Source organism: Bacillus sp. JJ1122 (assembly GCF_036964885.1).
Classification (GTDB): domain Bacteria; phylum Bacillota; class Bacilli; order Bacillales; family Cytobacillaceae; genus Mesobacillus.
In genome coordinates this window covers 67870-86781 of the sequence record NZ_JBALQL010000003.1, presented here as the reverse complement: position 1 = coordinate 86781, position 18912 = coordinate 67870, and the positions used below count along the sequence as shown (strand labels likewise).

At 44.3% G+C, this 18912-nt stretch carries 16 protein-coding genes; 11 read left to right on the top strand and 5 right to left on the bottom strand.

Annotated features, from left to right (window positions below):
- Nucleotides 1-14: 14 nt before the first annotated feature.
- Complete coding sequence (locus V7201_RS02710; RefSeq protein ID WP_335375243.1) at nucleotides 15-644, top strand: NAD(P)H-binding protein; 630 nt, start codon at nucleotides 15-17, stop codon at nucleotides 642-644.
- 120 nt (nucleotides 645-764) lie between these two features.
- Complete coding sequence (locus V7201_RS02705; protein ID WP_335375242.1) at nucleotides 765-2372, top strand: FMN-binding glutamate synthase family protein; 1608 nt, start codon at nucleotides 765-767, stop codon at nucleotides 2370-2372.
- A 54-nt stretch (nucleotides 2373-2426) separates the two neighbouring features.
- Here the strand turns inward: V7201_RS02705 and V7201_RS02700 are convergent, their stop codons facing one another.
- Nucleotides 2427-2786, bottom strand: coding sequence for a VOC family protein (locus tag V7201_RS02700; RefSeq protein ID WP_335375241.1), 360 nt, complete (start codon nucleotides 2784-2786; stop codon nucleotides 2427-2429).
- Nucleotides 2787-2983: 197 nt separating this feature from the next.
- Here V7201_RS02700 and V7201_RS02695 point away from each other — a divergent pair, with 197 nt between their 5' ends.
- Nucleotides 2984-3379 (top strand): DUF2177 family protein, encoded by a 396-nt coding sequence (locus V7201_RS02695; protein ID WP_335375240.1) that lies wholly within the window; start codon nucleotides 2984-2986, stop codon nucleotides 3377-3379.
- A gap of 40 nt (nucleotides 3380-3419) precedes the next feature.
- On the opposite strand, the gene V7201_RS02690 is transcribed toward V7201_RS02695, so the two are convergent.
- Complete coding sequence (locus V7201_RS02690; protein WP_335375239.1) at nucleotides 3420-4202, bottom strand: DUF1295 domain-containing protein; 783 nt, start codon at nucleotides 4200-4202, stop codon at nucleotides 3420-3422.
- 2 nt (nucleotides 4203-4204) lie between these two features.
- Entirely contained in the window at nucleotides 4205-5983 is a 1779-nt protein-coding gene (locus V7201_RS02685; protein ID WP_335375238.1) for a DegV family protein, read from the bottom strand.
- A gap of 184 nt (nucleotides 5984-6167) precedes the next feature.
- Here V7201_RS02685 and V7201_RS02680 point away from each other — a divergent pair, with 184 nt between their 5' ends.
- Genes V7201_RS02680 through V7201_RS02670 form a run of 3 tightly spaced genes read left to right on the top strand, consistent with a single transcriptional unit; the run spans nucleotide 6168 to nucleotide 8272 of the window.
- Complete coding sequence (locus V7201_RS02680; protein WP_335375237.1) at nucleotides 6168-6830, top strand: oxidoreductase; 663 nt, start codon at nucleotides 6168-6170, stop codon at nucleotides 6828-6830.
- 5 nt (nucleotides 6831-6835) lie between these two features.
- A complete protein-coding gene (locus tag V7201_RS02675; protein ID WP_335375236.1) occupies nucleotides 6836-7948 on the top strand; it encodes an MBL fold metallo-hydrolase in 1113 nt (370 codons plus the stop codon).
- Nucleotides 7949-8272 carry a YnfA family protein gene (locus tag V7201_RS02670; protein WP_335375340.1) on the top strand — a complete coding sequence of 108 codons (324 nt, stop codon included), beginning with the start codon at nucleotides 7949-7951 and terminating at the stop codon, nucleotides 8270-8272.
- A 32-nt stretch (nucleotides 8273-8304) separates the two neighbouring features.
- On the opposite strand, the gene V7201_RS02665 is transcribed toward V7201_RS02670, so the two are convergent.
- Nucleotides 8305-8661, bottom strand: coding sequence for a winged helix-turn-helix transcriptional regulator (locus V7201_RS02665; protein WP_335375235.1), 357 nt, complete (start codon nucleotides 8659-8661; stop codon nucleotides 8305-8307).
- A 380-nt stretch (nucleotides 8662-9041) separates the two neighbouring features.
- Between V7201_RS02665 and V7201_RS02660 the strand changes: the two genes are divergently transcribed.
- The 3 genes from V7201_RS02660 (at nucleotide 9042) to V7201_RS02650 (ending at nucleotide 13412) form a co-directional block, all read left to right on the top strand.
- Nucleotides 9042-10238 (top strand): MFS transporter, encoded by a 1197-nt coding sequence (locus V7201_RS02660; protein WP_335375234.1) that lies wholly within the window; start codon nucleotides 9042-9044, stop codon nucleotides 10236-10238.
- A gap of 214 nt (nucleotides 10239-10452) precedes the next feature.
- Entirely contained in the window at nucleotides 10453-11148 is a 696-nt protein-coding gene (locus V7201_RS02655) for a hypothetical protein (protein WP_335375233.1), read from the top strand.
- A 245-nt stretch (nucleotides 11149-11393) separates the two neighbouring features.
- Nucleotides 11394-13412 carry a phospholipase D-like domain-containing protein gene (locus tag V7201_RS02650; RefSeq protein ID WP_335375232.1) on the top strand — a complete coding sequence of 673 codons (2019 nt, stop codon included), beginning with the start codon at nucleotides 11394-11396 and terminating at the stop codon, nucleotides 13410-13412.
- 170 nt (nucleotides 13413-13582) lie between these two features.
- Here the strand turns inward: V7201_RS02650 and V7201_RS02645 are convergent, their stop codons facing one another.
- On the bottom strand, nucleotides 13583-16642 hold the full coding sequence (locus V7201_RS02645) for an efflux RND transporter permease subunit (RefSeq protein ID WP_335375231.1): 3060 nt from the start codon (nucleotides 16640-16642) through the stop codon (nucleotides 13583-13585).
- Between the two features lie 273 nt (nucleotides 16643-16915).
- On the opposite strand from V7201_RS02645, the gene V7201_RS02640 reads away from it, so the two are divergent.
- Nucleotides 16916-17674, top strand: coding sequence for a 2-phosphosulfolactate phosphatase (locus tag V7201_RS02640; protein WP_335375230.1), 759 nt, complete (start codon nucleotides 16916-16918; stop codon nucleotides 17672-17674).
- Nucleotides 17675-17751: 77 nt separating this feature from the next.
- Complete coding sequence (locus V7201_RS02635; RefSeq protein WP_335375229.1) at nucleotides 17752-18852, top strand: M20 peptidase aminoacylase family protein; 1101 nt, start codon at nucleotides 17752-17754, stop codon at nucleotides 18850-18852.
- The last annotated feature ends 60 nt before the right edge of the window (nucleotides 18853-18912 follow it).

Sequence of the window (18912 nt, the reverse complement as noted above, 5' to 3'; positions counted from 1 at the left end):
GGGGAGGGTTATTGATGAGGGTTATTGTTTTTGGGGCGCATAGTGCTGTTGGCGAATTTGTGATTAGTAAGCTTCGGGAAAATGGGTATAGATCCTGTGCAGTCGTCGGGAATGAAAATCAAATTGAACTGCTTAAAAAGCGAGGCGCAACGGATGTGGTTGTGTATGAAGAGAACTCCCTCCAGAACTTATTCCAGGGTTATGATGCAGCGATCTTCCTTACTGGCATCAGTCCGAAAGCGCAGACTGGCAAAACGGTAATGGTGGACCATCAATCCGTCATTGAAACAGTTAAGGAGGCGGAAAGACAGGGTGTAAAGCGCTTTGTGATGATGAGTCCAATTAGCGCAAACGAGTCCGTTGGTGATGAAAGCCGCGAGATTGGAGCAAAGGAAATGCCGGATGAGTTTCTAAGGCAGTCGGCCCTGACATATACTGTTGTGCAGCCTGGTGCATTGAATGATAAACCTGGAGAGGGAAAAATCTCTGCCGCCGTCACGCTCGAATCTAATACTCTTGAAATTCCAAAGGAGGATTTAGCCGAGGTGCTGGTTTCAGCGCTGGATTCCGAGAGTACCTTTAACAAAACCTTTGAGGTTGGTGAAGGAGATATCCTAATATCCAAAGCACTCGCATCCCTTTAAAAGCTGTTTTTCCGTTCAGATTTTTTGCGTATAAAGCATCTTAACGTCACTTCAATACTGTTACACCCCGACTGGGTTCTTCGTTCAGTATGAAGAGTGCCATCAGAAAGGAGGATTTCAATGGACTTGACTGATTATCTAGTAATAGGATTGTTTATTTTCATCGCATTGATCATTATCGTACCAATCCTGCTATTTATCTATCTCTATTTTAAAGACGACCGGCAGAAGCAGCATTCCATTCTAAGGAATTTCCCTGTGATTGGGAAGGTCCGTTATTTTACCGAGCATATAGGACCGGAAATGAGGCAATATCTGTTTAATGCCGACAATGAAGGCAAGCCGTTCTCAAGGAAGGAATATCAAGATGTCGTCAAAGCAGGAAAGTATAAGGAAAGATTAATAGGGTTCGGTTCTCTCCGCGATTTTGATGCGGAAGGCTTCTACATTCGGAACACCCTATTTCCAAAGCTGACGGATGAAATGAAGGTCGACAATGCAGATAAAATTAAAACGAGAGTGTATAAGATTGATAACGAATCCCTTTTTTCCCGAAAAGAACATAGTGGGGAAAAATTAGTAGATCCATATTATCTGAAAGATGAAGACGCTGTTGTGCTCGGGGAAAAAACTTGCCCCCATCCCTTCAGGGTAAAAGGGCTGGTCGGCCAGTCGGCGATGAGTTATGGAGCACTTGGTGAAAGAGCCATTCAGGCGCTATCAAAAGGGCTCGGCCTTGCCGGTGGAACGTGGATGAATACCGGTGAAGGCGGTTTATCCAACCACCATCTCTCTGGAAATCCGGATATCATCATGCAAATTGGGCCGGACTTATTCGGCGTCCGCAAACCGAGCGGTGAATTTTCTTGGGAAGAATTCAAGCGCAAAAGCGAGCTTCCTCAAATAAAAGCATTCGAAATCAAGCTTGCCCAGGGAGCCAAAACACGAGGCGGTCATGTTGAGGGTGAAAAGGTAACGGAAGAAATCGCAAAGATTCGTCTCGTTGAGGTCGGGAAGACGATCAACAGTCCAAACCGTTTCTACGAATTTGGAGACGTCCCATCGATGTTTGATTTTATCGAACAACTGCGCGACATAGGCGGTAAGCCAGTCGGCATGAAGATTGTGGTCGGTGATTTGGATGCGCTTGAAAATATGATTTCTTATATGAAGGAAAGCGGAAAAGGCCCCGATTTCATCACTGTCGATGGCGGTGAAGGCGGAACAGGTGCAACTTTTCAGGAGCTGGCCGATTCGGTGGGACTGCCAATCCATTCTGCTCTGCCAATTGTAGATGAAATGCTTAAAGCTTATGGTGTCAGAGACAGGGTGAAGCTGATTGCGTCTGGAAAATTAATCACTCCAGATAAAATTGCGATCGCACTTGCGATGGGTGCAGACCTCGTGAATATTGCGCGCGGCCTGATGATCAGCGTCGGCTGCATCATGGCCCAGGTATGCCATACGAATAAATGCCCGGCTGGAGTTGCCACGACGGATAAAAAGCTTCAGGACGGCCTGATTGTCGAAGAAAAACATTACCGTGTCTGCAACTATATCATTTCACTAAGGGAAGGGCTGTACAATCTGGCTGCCGCTGCTGGCTTAGACAGCCCAACACAGTTCGAAAGGAAGCATATTGTCCATAAAGACAAACTTGGCAGGATCTCACCAGTTGAAGACATCCTCCATGCTGCAAGACGGACACAGCTGCAAAAAGAAGGATGAAAAAGGGCCTGCTCCTAACGGGGGCAGGCCCATTGCTTTTACAGGATAAAATGACTATGCGAACTGCAGATATTCGATCACATTGCCGAATGGATCGCGGAAGCTGATGAATTTCCCCGGAGGGCAATCTGTAGGCACCCCAACAAGCAAATCAACTTTTGCATCTTTTAGCTGTTCCAGTGCCTGTTCTATATCATCGGTTTTTAATGCAAGCACAACACCAGAAGGATGGCTCTCGGTTTTATATGGAACCTTATCCGATTCTTCCAGGACGAGAGGGAGGGCGCCATTCACGAGTGTGGCTATCTTTGGTCCATACTGTTTGTTTACTTCAAAGTTTAATACCTGGGTATAGAATTCAATGGCTTCCTGCATATTCGGGACATAAATACTGATGACACATACCTGGCTCATAATTCATCTCCTTATAATTTGAATGTACAGTAATGAATTCTAGTAAATGGGATAAAAATCCTTTTATTATTTTTAAAATTGGCCATCTTCTCCATCATAGATCAACAAATAATTCCCAATCCCCTGGTCCTGCACATTCAAATTTCCGGGTACAACACTCTCTCCGCTACAATAAGAATCAAAAAGGGGGAGGTTCCATGGTCAAAATTTACGGAATTACCTTTGTCATTTTCCTCATTCTTGATAGTGTCTGGCTAGCTATTATTTCTCCAGGGCTGTATCAAGACCAGATCAGCCATTTGCTTGCGGCACAGGTTAATTGGGCTGCGGCTGTTCTTTTTTATTTATTGTTCATCGCTGGCCTCGCATTTTTTGCTGTAAAACCTTCTCTGCAGCAAGATAGCTGGAAGTCTGCACTAAGGACCGGGGCATTCTTCGGCCTTGTCTGCTATGCTACGTATGACTTGACGAACCAGGCAACGATGCGTGAGTGGCCGTTGATAATTACAGTAATCGATTTATTATGGGGAACGTTCATTTGCGGAATGACCACAGCGATCAGCTTTTTCACGATCAAGAAGTTATCGAAATAAAATAGCCTGCCCAGAGTTTTCAGAAGGGCAGGCCTTTCTATTATAAGTTCAGTTTCTTTGGAAACCATGGTATAAAGAGATTTGTTTCCTGCTTATACATTTGATAATCCATGTTGCCAGCATATCTTTTATCTAAAAAGGGAACGCCAGACACTTTCAGCAGCAATAAATTGATGAAGGCCGCGCTGAAAAATGCAGTCCAGCCGTTTTGTACCCCGAGGACAATCAGGAAGATTCCCCACCACATGGCTGCTTCGCCGAAATAATTCGGATGTCTGCTGTATCTCCATAAGCCGGATTTTAAAATTTCTTCCTTATGCTTTTTCCGCTTTTTGAATACTTCCAGCTGATAATCTCCAATGCTCTGGAAAAGGAAGCCAACCACCCAGACAACCATGCCGACAACAGCAAAGACATCCAATTTCACAGATTCAGCCGCATTTACAAGAACAATTGGATAGGCTAGCAGCAGCATGATCGCTCCCTGCATCATAAAGACACGGAAGAAGGCAATCACGGTCGCATTCTTTCCCCATTGCTTCCGGAAATTAGCGTAACGGAAATCCTCGCCTCTGCCAATGGATCTTATAAGCAGGTGAAGGAATAATCTTATTCCCCATAAAGACACTAACGTCAAAATGATGGTTTGTCTTAAGGAGTGTGGTCCTTCTGTTGAAAAATAACTGACAAAGGCAATGATGACAAAGCCCAGTCCCCAGCCGATATCCACAATCGAATTATCCTTTTTAATCTGGGCGATGACAAACATTGTTACCATGAAGGTAAAAATAGCACCGATATTCAGTACGTATAAATCCCACATTTTTAAGAGCTCCTCTCGTATTTTGGTTTGTTAAAAAGCATGGCTACGCTGACTGAGCCTTTGCCAGCATGTGCGCCAATAACAGGTGAAACGTTTGATGTATACAAAGGATGTTTGCCAGTCAAAGTAAGCATTTCCCTTTCACATTGGGCTGCTTTTTCAGGATCGTTTGCATGAAGAACCACGTACTGATCAATTATTTTGGTTTTATCCAAATGCCCGATCATGCGGAACATTTTTTTAAGATTGGAATTACGGAAAAAGGTTTTACCGTAAAGCTTAGATTTGCCATGCTCATCCACAGAAACAATCGGCTTCATTTTTAAAAGCGTCGCTATTTTTCCCTGAAGCGGGGTGACTCTCCCGCCTCGGATCATATGCTTTAAAGTCGGGACGCTGACCAAAATCTCGGTCTTTGCCGTCAGATCATCAGTTAGCTTGATGAGCTGATCCACGGTTGCGCCTTTTTCAAGCTCTTCCGCAACGCGATGGATCAGAAGTCCGTAAGCCCCAGATAGCGTTTTCGTATTCAGCACAGTGATTTTTTCAGGGTTCACCTGTGAAGCGGCAAGTCTGCAAGATTCATAGGTTCCACTCAATTCTTTGGATACGTGGATCGATAAAATATGGTCATACTGCCCAGCTAGCTGCTCATACGTTCGGATGATCTGCTCCAATCCAGGCTGTGATGTTTTAGGAGCTTCCCCAGCAATATCCAATCTGTCGTAAAAATTCTCTGGCTTCAGCGTCACTTTATCAAGATATGGAGACTGGTCCATTTCGATGGTAGCTGGTAAAAGGAAAATCTGATGCAGGTCCATGAATTCCTCGGGAAGGTCACAAGCTGAATCGAGGACAATTGCGATGGAAGATTTTCGCTCATGAAGGCTTTCGTATTGACGTTTCATGTCCTCAACCTTTTGGTAGGTCACCGTGCCAAAGTACGTCAGCATCTCCACCACGGTATGAGGGTCATTTGTATGCAGATGAACCTTCATCAGCTGCTCGTCGCCTGCAATCACAACGGAGTCCCCGTGCCTGGCGGCAGATTCTTTTATTTTAGTAGGATCAGAGCAGCCTTGAATCATAAATTCTGTACAATAGCGAAAAACAAGCACACTCTCTTTTGAGAAGGAATGATCTTCGAGCGAAAGCGAATGACTGTTGTTATGAACAATTTCCCGATTCTCTTGTTGGTGAACAAGTCCTTCCAGAAAATAAACAAAGCCTTTCGCTCCGGAATCGACAACTTTCCTGCCGCTGACCGCTTCCATTTTCCCCTTTGTACTTTCAAGAGACTGATAGACATGTGGCAGAGATTGGCCGATGAATGAAAGGATGTTTGAATGAGTGCCAGTGGTCTGCTTCATCGCCTGGATCCATTCTCTCATGACTGTTAACACTGTCCCTTCTTCGGGGGACATGACGGAATCATAGGTTTTGCCAGCAGCAGCTTCACACATCATAATGAAGTCTTGTGTGCTAGTGATTCTACTTTTTGACATATCATTCGCCATGTGGATAAAGAACTGAGAGAAGATCATCCCGGAATTCCCTCGTGAGCCTCTTAGAGCAGCCTGCTTTAATGATGCCATTGCTTCCGAAGCATCATCGCTGATATATGTGTCCTGCAAAATCGTCCGCATCAAATGGGACAGATTGCTGCCCGTATCACCATCAGGAACAGGGAAGACGTTGATCGAATTCAATTCATCACGATGTTCAATCACTCTTCTCGATCCTGAAAAAATCATGTTTAAAAACATTTTGTGATCAAGCATATTGGTTTAGCCTCCAAGAAAGTTATACATAACTTATACATATGTTATACAAAAGGAGATTATTTGTAAAGAATGATTGTGCCGGCTGGGGTTGAATTTTTTCAAAGGCATGCGATGCATAAATTTTTCTATTTTCTACAGATGTGAAATAATAGGGGTATGTTCGTTTACAGGGGGTATTGGCTTGACACGGAAATCAGCTTTGATTGCTGGCTCGACTGGTTTAATCGGAAGTGAATTGCTTCAAGATCTTTTAGAAGGAAAAGAATATGATAAAGTCGTTGCCATTGTCAGAAGGCCGCTAGGGATACAGCATCCTAAGCTTGTGGAGAAGATAGTGGATTTTGACAAACTTGGTGAGTATAACGATATTTTTGCCGTTGACGACGTGTTCTGCTGTCTGGGCACGACGATAAAGAAAGCGAAAACAAAAGAAGCGATGTGGAAAATCGATGTAGATTATCCAGTGGCTATTGCAAAATTGGCCAGTTCAAAGGGAGCAAAGAAATTCCTGCTGGTCAGCTCGATGAATGCCGATCCGAATTCACCGATTTTCTATTCTAAAATGAAGGGCATGCTGGAGGCGGAAATCAAAACAATTCCTTTTGAGTCGGTAGCCATCTTCAGACCATCGCTTCTTCTGGGAGAGCGTCAGGAATTCAGGCTCGGCGAAAGAACAGCTGCTACCATTTTTACGAAGGTGCCATTTCTTTTTGCCGGACCATTCAAAAAATATAAAGCGATTGAGGGTATAACTGTTGCTTCGGCGATGTACAAGGCTGCTCAGCTGGCCAAATCCGGGATCACGGTTTATCCATCTGAACAAATACAGGAATTAGGAAGCTGAATGAAATGATAAATGTTCTTTTGTTTATAGGTATTCTTTTATTAATCGTATATGCTGTGCTGAATTATTATCCGTCGTTTGGCGGCCGGTACTCCAGGCAGAAAAGAGCGGAATATAGCCAATCACCTCAATACAGAAACGGGAAGTTTGTCAACCAGGTGCCAACCTCATGGGATACAAGCTTAGGCTCCGTGGTTTCGATGATGAAGGACTTTGTAAAAGGCAATCCCGACAGGAAGCCGAAATCACCCATTCCGATGGCGGATTTCCCGACAGACAGGTCTTTTAACGGCAGCAATGATGCGAAAATCACCTGGTTTGGGCACTCGGCATTCCTTTTGGAAATCGAAGGGATGTCCATTTTGTTTGACCCGATGTTCGGCAAGGCGCCAACACCTTTTCCAATCAGGAATCAGCGCTACAGCGGCAAACTGCCTTTTGAAATCGAGGAGCTGCCAGTCATTGATGCAGTGTTCCTGACTCATGACCATTATGATCATCTCGATTATGGCTCCATCATGAAGCTGAAGGGGAAGGTAAAAAGGTTCTTTACGCCTCTGGGAGTGGGCAGCCATTTGGAGCGCTGGGGGATCTCTTCGGAAATCATCAGCGAACATGATTGGTGGAGTGAATTTGAGTTTGATGGGATTCAGTTCGCCTGTACACCCGCCCGCCATTTTTCTGGCCGCGGGCTTACAAATCGGGACTCTACGCTTTGGTGCTCATGGGTCATCATCGGCAAGAAAACAAAAATCTTTTTTAGCGGCGATGGCGGCTATGGTCCGCATTTTAAAGAGATTGGCGAAAAGTATGGACCTTTCGATGTAACATTAATGGAATGCGGACAATACGACGCACGCTGGGCAGCTATCCATATGCTTCCGGAAGAAACAGTCCAGGCCCATCTCGATGTAAAAGGAAAAGTATTGATACCTGTTCACTGGGGCGCTTTTACCTTATCGCTGCATTCCTGGCATGACCCGGTGGAGAGGGCTGTCAGGGCAGCAGAAAAATCTGGAGTGGAGATTGCTACACCAAGGATTGGGGAGACAGTTACTGTTGGTTCCAAAAGTTATCCCAATTCATCCTGGTGGCACCTGGCAGGGGAGGTGGAGTAAATCTACGCTATCCTGTTATTTGTTATCGCCGGCCTCGCGGAAATTGGCGGCGGCTATCTTGTCTGGCTGTGGCTTCGTGAAGGGAAACCATATTGGTATGGACTTTTAGGCAGTGGAATTTTGGTTCTGTACGGAATCATACCGACGCTTCAAAAGTTTCCGACTTTCGGAAGAGTGTATGCTGCATATGGTGGAGTTTTTATTATCCTGTCTGTACTCTGGGGTTGGGGAATTGATAAAAAATCCCTAGACATGTATGACTGGATGGGAGCAGCGATCTGTATTGTTGGTGTTTCAATCATGCTGTGGGCACCGAGAAATTAGAAAAGCCATGTGAGCAAATCACATGGCTTTTACTACTTTATTACTGTCGGCTGAATCAGCACATCTTCTTTATTTGGAAAGTTCTTTTCGATATGCTGCTCGCCCCAGGCACAAAGGGAGTCGAGAATCCCTTTTAATGTCCAGCCATAGTCCGTGAGGGAGTATTCAACCTTTGGCGGGACCTGGTTATATACCTCGCGTAGAATCACATTATCCTCTTCAAGCTCACGCAATTGCTGCGTGAGCATTTTTTGCGTGATCCCCGGCATTAATTTTTTCAATTCACTCGTGCGCTTTTTTCCATGAATCAAATGGCAAAGGATAACGACCTTCCATTTGCCTCCGATTACTTCGAGCGCAGCTTCGACTGGAATATTGTATTTTTTCATGGCGGCTTATGCCTCCTTTATTTTTATAAGATGCAATGACAGTAACCTTCTGCTTATACGTATAGTGACGGCAAATCGTTACTTTTTAGTGCCTATCGTACTTTAAAGTGTGTACTTCCTAATTCTATAAAAGAGATCCATAATAGGTTTCTGCGGGAAGAGCCAGTTGATTAGGCCAATTATACAACTACCATATAAAAAGTTGTATAGGGCACTTTTTAGTACCTATATTACCTGCAGGTGTCTTCGGCACTTCAAAGTGCGTACTTCTCAACTTTCCCGGTATGCATCATAATAGCTTTCATGTTGGCAAACGGTGAAAGGCGCCTTCACCGGCCATCTTGTAAAATTTAATTTTATCTTTAGGAGGATTGCTTATAATGAGTTCAAATATACAACAAACAAAAAGTAAGGGCGGAACGCTGTCGCTTTTAGCATTGGCAATCAGTGCGTTTGGCATTGGGACGACCGAATTTGTCCCTGTAGGATTGCTTTCCACAATAGCAGATGATTTAAATATATCGATTACATTAGCTGGATTATTGATTTCGGGCTATGCGATGGGCGTTGCGTTTGGAGCGCCGATCTTAACAGCATTAACAAATAAAATGAGCCGTAAAACATTGCTTATGGCGTTAATGGTCATTTTTATCATTGGTAATTCCATTGCAGCTGTATCAACTAGCTTTGGGCTGCTGCTGGCTGCAAGGGTCATAACGGCTTTTTCACATGGTGTGTTCTTTTCAATTGGGTCAACAATCGCGGCAGACCTTGTCCCTGAGAATAAAAGGGCAAGTGCGATCGCCTTTATGTTCACCGGCTTGACTGTCGCAACCGTAACAGGTGTGCCGCTTGGAACGTTCATTGGCCAGATGTTTGGCTGGAGAGCTACATTCGGGGGTGTCGCATTATTAGGTGTAGTGGGAATCATTGCGAGTGCCATTTTAATCCCAAAAAATATTAAAGATGCACCACCTTCTAAATTCAGTGATCAAATGAAGATTTTGCGTAATGGTCCATTATTGCTGGCTTTTGCTATTACTGCACTTGGATATGGGGGGACATTTGTCGCATTCACTTATCTTACCCCAATCCTTCAGGAGATCACTGGCTTCTCACCAAAAGTGGTGAGCATCATCTTATTAGTATACGGAATTGCCGTTGCCATCGGAAATTCAATCGGCGGCAAAGCAGCGGATAAAAATCCGTTAAAAGCGTTATTGTGGATGTTTATCGTCCAGGCCATTATCCTTATTGTTCTTACTTTCACTGCTCCATTTAAAATTGTTGGAGTCGTGACGATTTTCTTGCTGGGGATGTTCGCGTTCATGAACGTACCGGGATTGCAGGTGCTGGTCGTAAAATTGGCTGAACGATATGTGACTGCAGCCGTCAATGTAGCGTCAGCTTTAAATATCGCTGCCTTTAACCTCGGTATTGCGATCGGTGCATTTGTTGGAGGAATCGTTGTCGATACGATAGGGTTGATCCATACACCATGGATTGGCGGTGCAATGGTATTGGGAGCTGTTCTTTTGACAATGTGGAGCATGGCAATTGAAAAAAAGAGCAAATAGGTATGGAGAGATGGCTGTCCTAAGGTTGGACAGCCATCCCTTTTTAAGTTGTTAATGCAATTATTTGAGCCCGAAAAAGCCGGAACTTGTTTTTGGGGTATCAATAACCATCTTTAATGCAAGATCCGTCTGCTTTTAAACACTAATAACTTGAAATTCATAGAGGATATCTCCCATTTATATGGAATATAGTAGTCGTGGAGGTGGTCTTTGAATGCAGAGACTGAGTCGAATAGCTTTACCCCTCATAGCTATTTTCACAATGGCTGCATGCACGCCGTTTTCTGATGGATGTCCTGATGCAGCAATCAGTTGGAGGGATGTACTCAAAATAAATGATATATTATACCAGCATGATTTTGTTGAGGAACCAGAAGGGTTTACCCCAGCGAAGGGGAAGGAAATCGGAAAGGTTTCCTATCAAATGGCAGATAATGCCTGCAGTGGTCATAAAACGAGAAATGGGGATGCTGCTTTTTTACCAAAAGGAACGGAGATTTATGAAGTAAAAGGCTATCCATCTTCACTAATGGTTACTGCTGGAGGCAGGGTTTTTGTCGTAGATGAAAGGAAAGAAGCTAAAAATGGAAGTGACCTTTATCCCGTCCAGGACAAGGTCAAGAATATCATCTTCCGGAGTACAGAGGATGATACAATCATTCATACTTTTTCAAAGGAAGCGATAAACAGCTTTCTTAAAGAATGGCAGGCAGCAGAGGTATATGATCGACAGAAGTTCGCCAATGAAAAAACATCAGAAAGCGAAAGGGTTTTTATTGGAGTGGAGCTAGAGAACGGGATTGTGTTCAGGGTGACGTATTGGTCTGATAAGAATTTCTTTAGTGATGGAACAAAAGGAACACCAGAACTGCAGAAAGTGATAAAAGATGAATTAGCAAAAGTAAAATAAATGTAAAGATGGAACGATTCCGTTTACAGTGGAATCGTTTTTCAATGCCTATTGCTATCGATCCAGTATCCTTTTTGGAGATCGTCTTCCAGCTTGCTAGGTAATTAGTTTCGGTTGGGGAATTTCTTTTGAATATAAACCGCTTCAATAGAATCATTTTTCGCAAAATTTACATTTTCATCATATTTCGACAACTTTTTTACCTTATGATTATCTTGGATTTATATTTGAGGAGGTAGTCAAAGTTGAAGAAATTGATTTCTGTTATACCAGCCTTTATCTTATTGTTCTCAACTCTTAACCCGTCTTTCATGGCAAGTGCACCAAAGGTGAATGCAGCTGAAACCACGAATGTGGTAATCAGTGAAATAGCCTGGATGGGAACAAGCAAAAGCTACAGCGATGAATGGATTGAGCTTTACAATAATTCGGGCACCGATGTTAATCTAGATGGCTGGCAGCTGAATGCAGCGGATGGCGCTCCGGCTATTACGCTCAGTGGCACGATTCCGGCTAATGGCTATTTTTTACTCGAAAAAACGGATGATCAATCTGTTTCCAATATTCCGGCTGACCTGATATACAGCGGTTCTCTGGGAAACGATGCCGAGGATCTTAAGCTGATCGATCCAAGTGGGGCGGTGGTTGATGAAGTCGATACCTGGTATGCAGGCGACAACACGGCAAAAGCCACAATGGAACGCATCGATCCTAATGTGGCAGGAATGTCCTCGACAAACTGGGCAACGGCCAATGCAAGCTATGCTGATGGACTTGGTACTCCTAAGGCGTTCAACTCAACTGGAACGGATGGCAGCGGCTCGGTGGAAGATCCCGGCGGCGGTACAACGACTCCTCCAACGAATAATGTTTGTAATGATCGTACACAGCATATTAACCAAGTATCCGAAGCTGAAGGCGCAATGAATGTTTATTTTAACAAATGTGCTTTTCCTCAATATGCTTCAGCTGGAAATGAAGCGAACTACAATGTGAATTTTGAAGATATTTTAATTAAGCGACTTAGCTCAGCAACAAAAAGCATCGATTTTGCAACATATGAAATCAATCTGCCGCGTGTGGTGGATACATTGATCCAGAAAGCAGCCCAGGGTGTGGATGTACGCGTCATCGCCGATTCAAAGGATGCAGCGGACCCCCATTATGCAGAGCGTTTTGAGACGATGCGCCTTCATCTGGAAAAGATGGTCCGTGGACAGGATATGAAAATCGGAACAGCTGATGATATCGTAGTTTTCTCCGATTCACCAATGTTTGCGGTTGAAGATAGCGTAAAAAGAACGAGCCTGGGACTTCCGGCAAGTGCCGATGATATTGCACAAGTTACGGTAACAGTTGGAACGACTGCTGAAACTGGCCGCTTATTCGTAAATGCTGAATCAAAAGCAGCAGGAAGCTATTTTGGACCTGGAAACCAGATGCATAATAAATTTGCGATTATTGATGACCGATGGGTATTCACGGGTACATGGAATTTTACCGTGACCGGGTTATACGGCACTGATGAAAATATGCAGCAGGGCATACTCGATGGCAACCAAAATCAGGTTGTGGAAATTAACTGGCCGCAGTTAGCCGGTATTTATGAAACGGAATTCAATGAGATGTGGGGAACAAGCGCGCTGAACCCTGATCCAGTAGTATCAAACTTCAGCAGCCGGAAAACGGATAACACAACACATGTGATTGATATTAATGGCAAAAAGGTTGAAATCTATTTCTCCGCAGGAGATAACGCAATCGGTAAAATGGCAGATGTGATTCGGAACGAAGCGCAATTCAATACTTACTTCTCCATTTTCGCCTGGAGTGATCAGAAGATTGCCGATGAATTGAAGAATAAGTGGGAAGGGTCTTACAACGACCTGGAAGGAACATTGACTGGCTTCGATGTTAAGGGGCTGTTTGATACAGATTTCTATAATCAATGGTGGTCTGCAAGTGTCGATATGACAGGAAGAACGGCATCACAAACGAGTGTTAACAATCCTAACACTCGCTGGAAAAATCCCGCACCAGTTTACGCCGATGCGGAGGTACGAAAGCTGCACAGCAAGACTATGCTGATTGACGCTGATACAAACAGTGATCCAACAACAATCGTTGGCTCAACAAACTGGAGCAACAACGGCAACAACGTCAACGACGAAAACATGCTCATCATCCATGACGCAGCCATCACCAACCAATTCGTCCAAGAATTCAACGCCCGCTACACCCAGGCAGGCGGAACCATCCAATAAACATAAATGTAATAAAGTGAGAAGGAGCCAGGCCCATTAGGCCTGGCTCCTATATGCTTCACCACACCACCGCGCCGGGGGTCTGACCCCCGGCGCATCAACGCATCACCGTACTGGGGGTCTGACCCCCAGTACAGTGATGCGTTAATTGGTGTGAGTGCTTTATCTATTTAGCTTAGTGCTTCTGGTATTGGTGTTGCGGTACTCTTGCTTTTTTTGGCTTTTCTGCTCAGCCAGCTGCGTTTGACGCTGCTTTTTGTGAAGATGCGGTAGACGGCTGGGATGAGCAGAAGGGTAATCAGGGTTGCAAAGCTCAAGCCGGCGATGATGGCTGTGGCCATTGGTGCCTGGTAATTGCCTGATCCACCTGCAGCCAATGCTAATGGAAGCATGCCGCCTACTGTTGTCAATGTGGTCATCAGGATGGGACGGATGCGGTTTTTACCTGCTTCAACAAGTGCTTCCTGTACACTATAGCCTTCATTTCTAAGCTGGTTCGTGCGGTCAATCAGCAAGATTGCATTGTTCAGGACGATTCCGATCAGCATGATGATGCCCATGCCTGACATCACGCTTAGTTCACGCTGCGTCAGGAACAAGCCAAGAATAACTCCAACGATTGTCATTGGGATGACAGACATAACAATCAGCGGGTGACCGAAGTGATTAAACTGGACAGCCATGACAAAGTATACGAGGAAGATGGATATAGCCAGTATCAAGATCATATCCTGCACCAATTCCTGCTGAGCCTCAAGGTCCCCTGCTGGAGAAATGCTATAGCCTGCCGGAACATCGTATCGGTCCATCAGCTTCTGGACTTCGCGGTTGATCGCTCCGAGATCCTTTCCTTCAATATCAGCTGAAATCGAGACATAGCGTTCGCCATCTCTATGCGTGATTTGATTTGGGTTCTCTTCACTCTTCAGGGTTATGAACGACGATAATTTTTGTTCTCCAGTTGAAGTAGGCACCTTCATATTCAAAAGAGCCGAATTAGTGGCTGTCTTTTCGTCCCACTTCACTGTTAACGGAACATTTTCCTCATCAATCTTCATTTCTCCTAACGGCATTTGTAAAAAGGCCTGCTCAATATATTGCTTGATTTGCAGCTGAGATAAACCAGCCTTCTCCATTTCGGCTTCATTCAATTGTACGACCTGTTCAACAGAAGTGCGTTCAATTGAATTTTCGACTCCAACAATCCCATCAATTTCTTTAAGCTCTTTTATGAATCCATCAGAAATGGATTGCAGTTCTTTAAAATCCTCACCAGTGATGTTCACCTGCACTGGGTACCCTCCGCCAGAGGACATTGCAGACTGGACGTTCTTAATAGGCAGTTTTCCCTCAAGACTCCGTAAGGCTTTAAAGATTTCTTCATTCACCTCTTTTTGGTCCTTCGTAATATCGTCGCCTTTTGTCATGTTAATAATTGTGTACATCATGCTTCCATTATCCATGACATAATTGGTTTCAACGTCTGTGACAGCCTCCAGCGACCTGTTGATCTCCTTGACGATTTCTTCTTTGTCTTCAACTGTTAAACCGTTCTCCAGATTGACCATGATCTCAGCATAGCGGTTCATCATATCCGGCATGATGGTCATTGGAATCTTTGTCACGAGCAGCAGCGAGCCTGCGAACATGAGGAAAAATAACCCGATGACCGCAAAGCTGTAACGCTTTTTCTTTATTGTCCAAGAGACTGCACGGCTGTATGCACGAAGCAATGGACCATCCTTTTTGGCTTTTTCCTGCTTCTTCAGCTTTAAGAATTTCTCTGATAATGAAGGAATCAGGGTGAAAGCGACGATTACTGAGCTAATTAATGTAATAGCAACGACTGCTGACAGCATGATCATGAACTGTCCCATTTCACCGCCTAGCAAGCCGATTGGCAGGAACACAACAATCGTTGTCAGCATGGATGCAATCACTGCTGCAGAAACTTCTTTTGTTCCTTCGATCACAGCATCAAAATTTGATAATCCACTTTCTTTTTTTCGGTAAATGGATTCAAGAATAACAATCGATGAGTCGACCATCATCCCGATTCCAAGTCCAAGGCCAATCAAAGTTAACATGTTGAAGCTGTAGCCAAACATCCACATCGCTGCAAAAGTAAGCAATACAGATGTAGGAATCGACAAGCCCACAATCAATGTAGCGCGGATATTTTTCAAAAACAGCAGAAGGACGACAACCGCAATCGCTCCCCCGATCAGGATATTGCTTGTGACACCGTCAATCGATTCCTTGACATAATCAGCTTGCGCCACCATTTCATTCAATTCAAAGCCTTTAACCAGATCATCTTCACGGATTTTTTTAATTTCCGCACGGACTGCTTCGGCCATTTCAATCTGAGTGGCATCCGATACACGGCCAACCTGAACGAAGACAAAATCCTTCGATCCATTTTTCCAGACAGAAGACGAGCTTTCAACCGGTTTAATTGAGACCTTTGCAAGATCAGCTAACTTAACAAAACCTGCAGACGTCGGGATTTTTAGTTCTTTTACATCTTCAACCGATGCAAGCTTTGTATTCCATCTTACAGAGGGTGAATGATTATCATCACTAAGCTGACCAATTGTTGCTTCCGTATTCACCTGCTGGATGATGCCGATTACTTGCTGGACATCCAGCCCCTTTTTCACAATCTCATCGCGATTCAGTTCAATCGAAACTTCATGTTCAACAATCCCGCTTATTGAAACATCGCGAACTTCAGGTAAGTCTTCTAACCTGGGTTCAAGTACGTCCTTAGCAAAAGCGGTCATTTTCTCCATATCGGTACCAGAAACATCCATGAAAAATTCATAGCTCTGACTTGTGCCATATTGACCTGCTGCAACATCCTTCACTCCAGAAAGCTCAGCAGTAGAGGAATTGACGATTGATTCTACTTCCTTGAATAAGTCTTCACCGCGTCCCCGCTCAAATGTCAGCTGGAAGGAGCTGCGGCCGATGCTGCTGGTCGTCTCGATATCTTCAACACCCTCAAGACCAAGGATCTGTTTTTCGAGAGGGGTGGTTATGGTGCGTTCAACTTCAATTGCAGGCATTTCCCCGGCGTTAATTTCAACATAAGCACCGTCCATTTCCATGGAAGGAAGCAATTCCTTATCGAGTTTGATTACTGCGAAGCTGCCAATCAATAAAACTAATACAACCATTAAGCTGATCAAGATTTTTCTTTGCACAATAAATTTTAATAATCCCATATAATCCTCCTGATATTATCGTAAAATAGGAATGTAAAAAATTTCTATTTTATGCACCCGAAGACAAATCATACGTATACAGACGCTAGTAATGAGTCCCGGTTTTAAATAGTAATTATTTAGCATTCCTTTAAGATGTTTCCATTTTATCCCTAGAAAGGAAGATTCATAATGAGCCAGAGACAGATTTTCGTATAAGACTTAAGGCTGAGGAGGAATAGGCATCTAAAACGAGAATATATAATCTTTCATAATGAAATTTGAGGTGATCTTATGTTTGACCAATCTCCTTTTGAGTGCCGGGTGGAGTGGGGAAGGCGAGGGGCGCGTGAAGCTGCAGAACGTGGGGACATTGTCATTGTTGTAGATGTCCTTAGTTTTTCCTCAACGGTTGTTTCAGCTCTGAATGCCGGAGCAGTAATCTATCCTTATCCCCCAGACCTTGATGGTAAAAGTTACGCCGAAAGCGTTGGTGCTGAATATATTTTAGGCAGGGCGGAAGCAGCACGGGCTGGAAAGCCTACTTTGTCTCCAGTAACCTTCAACAATGGCCATCGAAATAACAGTTATGTATTATCGTCGCTTAATGGAGCCTATTGTACCTGGATCTCATCAAAGGTTCCGGCTCTGCTAATCGGCTCATTGCTCAATGCCTCAGCAGTCGCGTCGGCAGCTAACAAAATAAAACAAGTATCAGGAGCGGCAATCACGGTCGTACCAAGCGGGGAAATGTGGAATGATGTAAGGGAAAATGAAGACAGGCTGCGGCCTTCCATCGAGGATTACCTCGGTGCAGGAGCCATTCTCTCCAAATTGGAAGGTGAAAAATCACCAGAAGCTCAAGTATGTATTGCTGCCTTGAACGGGACGAAGGAAAATTTATCACAGCTTATCTGGGATTGCGGCAGCGGACGTGAGTTGCGCGAACGTGGATATGAAGCCGATGTCCTTCATTGCGCAAGACTGGATGTAACAGAAGCAGTTCCTATTTTAGTAGATGGCCGCTTCAAAGGATGGACCATTGATAAATAAAAGTACTTCTAAAATTCATAGGAATAAAAACAGTTTGGGATTATAATAGGTTTTAAAATCAGACAGGAGTGGACAACTTGGATCAAAGTTCAATTGAAGCTCGTATACTAGAGTGGTTCGACCACTTTCATACATATCCAGAGGTAAGCTGGAAGGAATATAAAACAACGAAGAAAATAGCTGGAATCCTTGAGGAGTTAGGTGTCCCATATAAAAAGTTCGACGATGTGACAGGATTGGTGGCCGAGGTTGGAACAGGTGAGGAAGTCATTGCTGTCAGAGCAGATATTGATGCTTTGTGGCAGGAAGTAGATGGTGTATGGAAGGCAAACCATTCCTGCGGACATGACGCTAATATGTCGATGGTGCTCGGAGCAATGCTCTATATAATGGAAAAAAAGCCATCTAAGAGAATCCGGTTTATTTTCCAGCCAGCAGAAGAAAAGGGCAATGGAGCTATTTCGATGATCGAGCGCGGTGCCATTCAGGATGTCACCCATTTGTTCGGCGTCCATCTTCGTCCTGTGGAAGAACTCCCATTAGGCAAGGTTGCTCCGTCCATCCACCATGGCGCAGGCACCTTCCTTGAAGGCAAAATTATCGGAGTTGATGCCCATGGGGCGAGGCCGCACCAAGGAAAGAATGCAATCGACGTGATCGTTGCCCTGCAGCAAATGTTGAAATCGATCTATGTTTCACCATTTGAGCCTCATTCTGCTAAACTTACGAAAATCATCGCAGGCGGCGATAATTTAAATATCATACCAGGCAATGCTGAGTTTGCGATTGACTTGAGAGCCCAGAAAAATCATGTATTGCAGCAGCTGCAAGAATCAATCGAAGAAAAACTGGCAGGACTGCAAAAGCTTTACGGAGTCGAAATTACATGGAACTGGCTTGATTTAGCTCCTGGTGCAGAAGTGTCTTCTGAAGCAGAAGCGATTGCTGCTGAGGGAATAATTGAATCCATAGGTAAGGACGCTCTAGCAGCTCCTGTCGTTACATCAGGCAGCGATGATTTTCATTATTATACGGTGAAGCAGCCGGAACTGAAAGCAACCATGATTGGAGTAGGAGCAAATCTTGCCCCAGGCCTCCACCATCCAAAAATGGGCTTTGATCATTCCGCGCTTAACATTGGAGCGAGGGTGCTGGCAGAAACTGTTTTAAGAGCGTAGACTTGGTAAAAACAGTTTAGGTCATCCCATAAGAAATAGTGCCTGGCAAAGCCGCCAGGC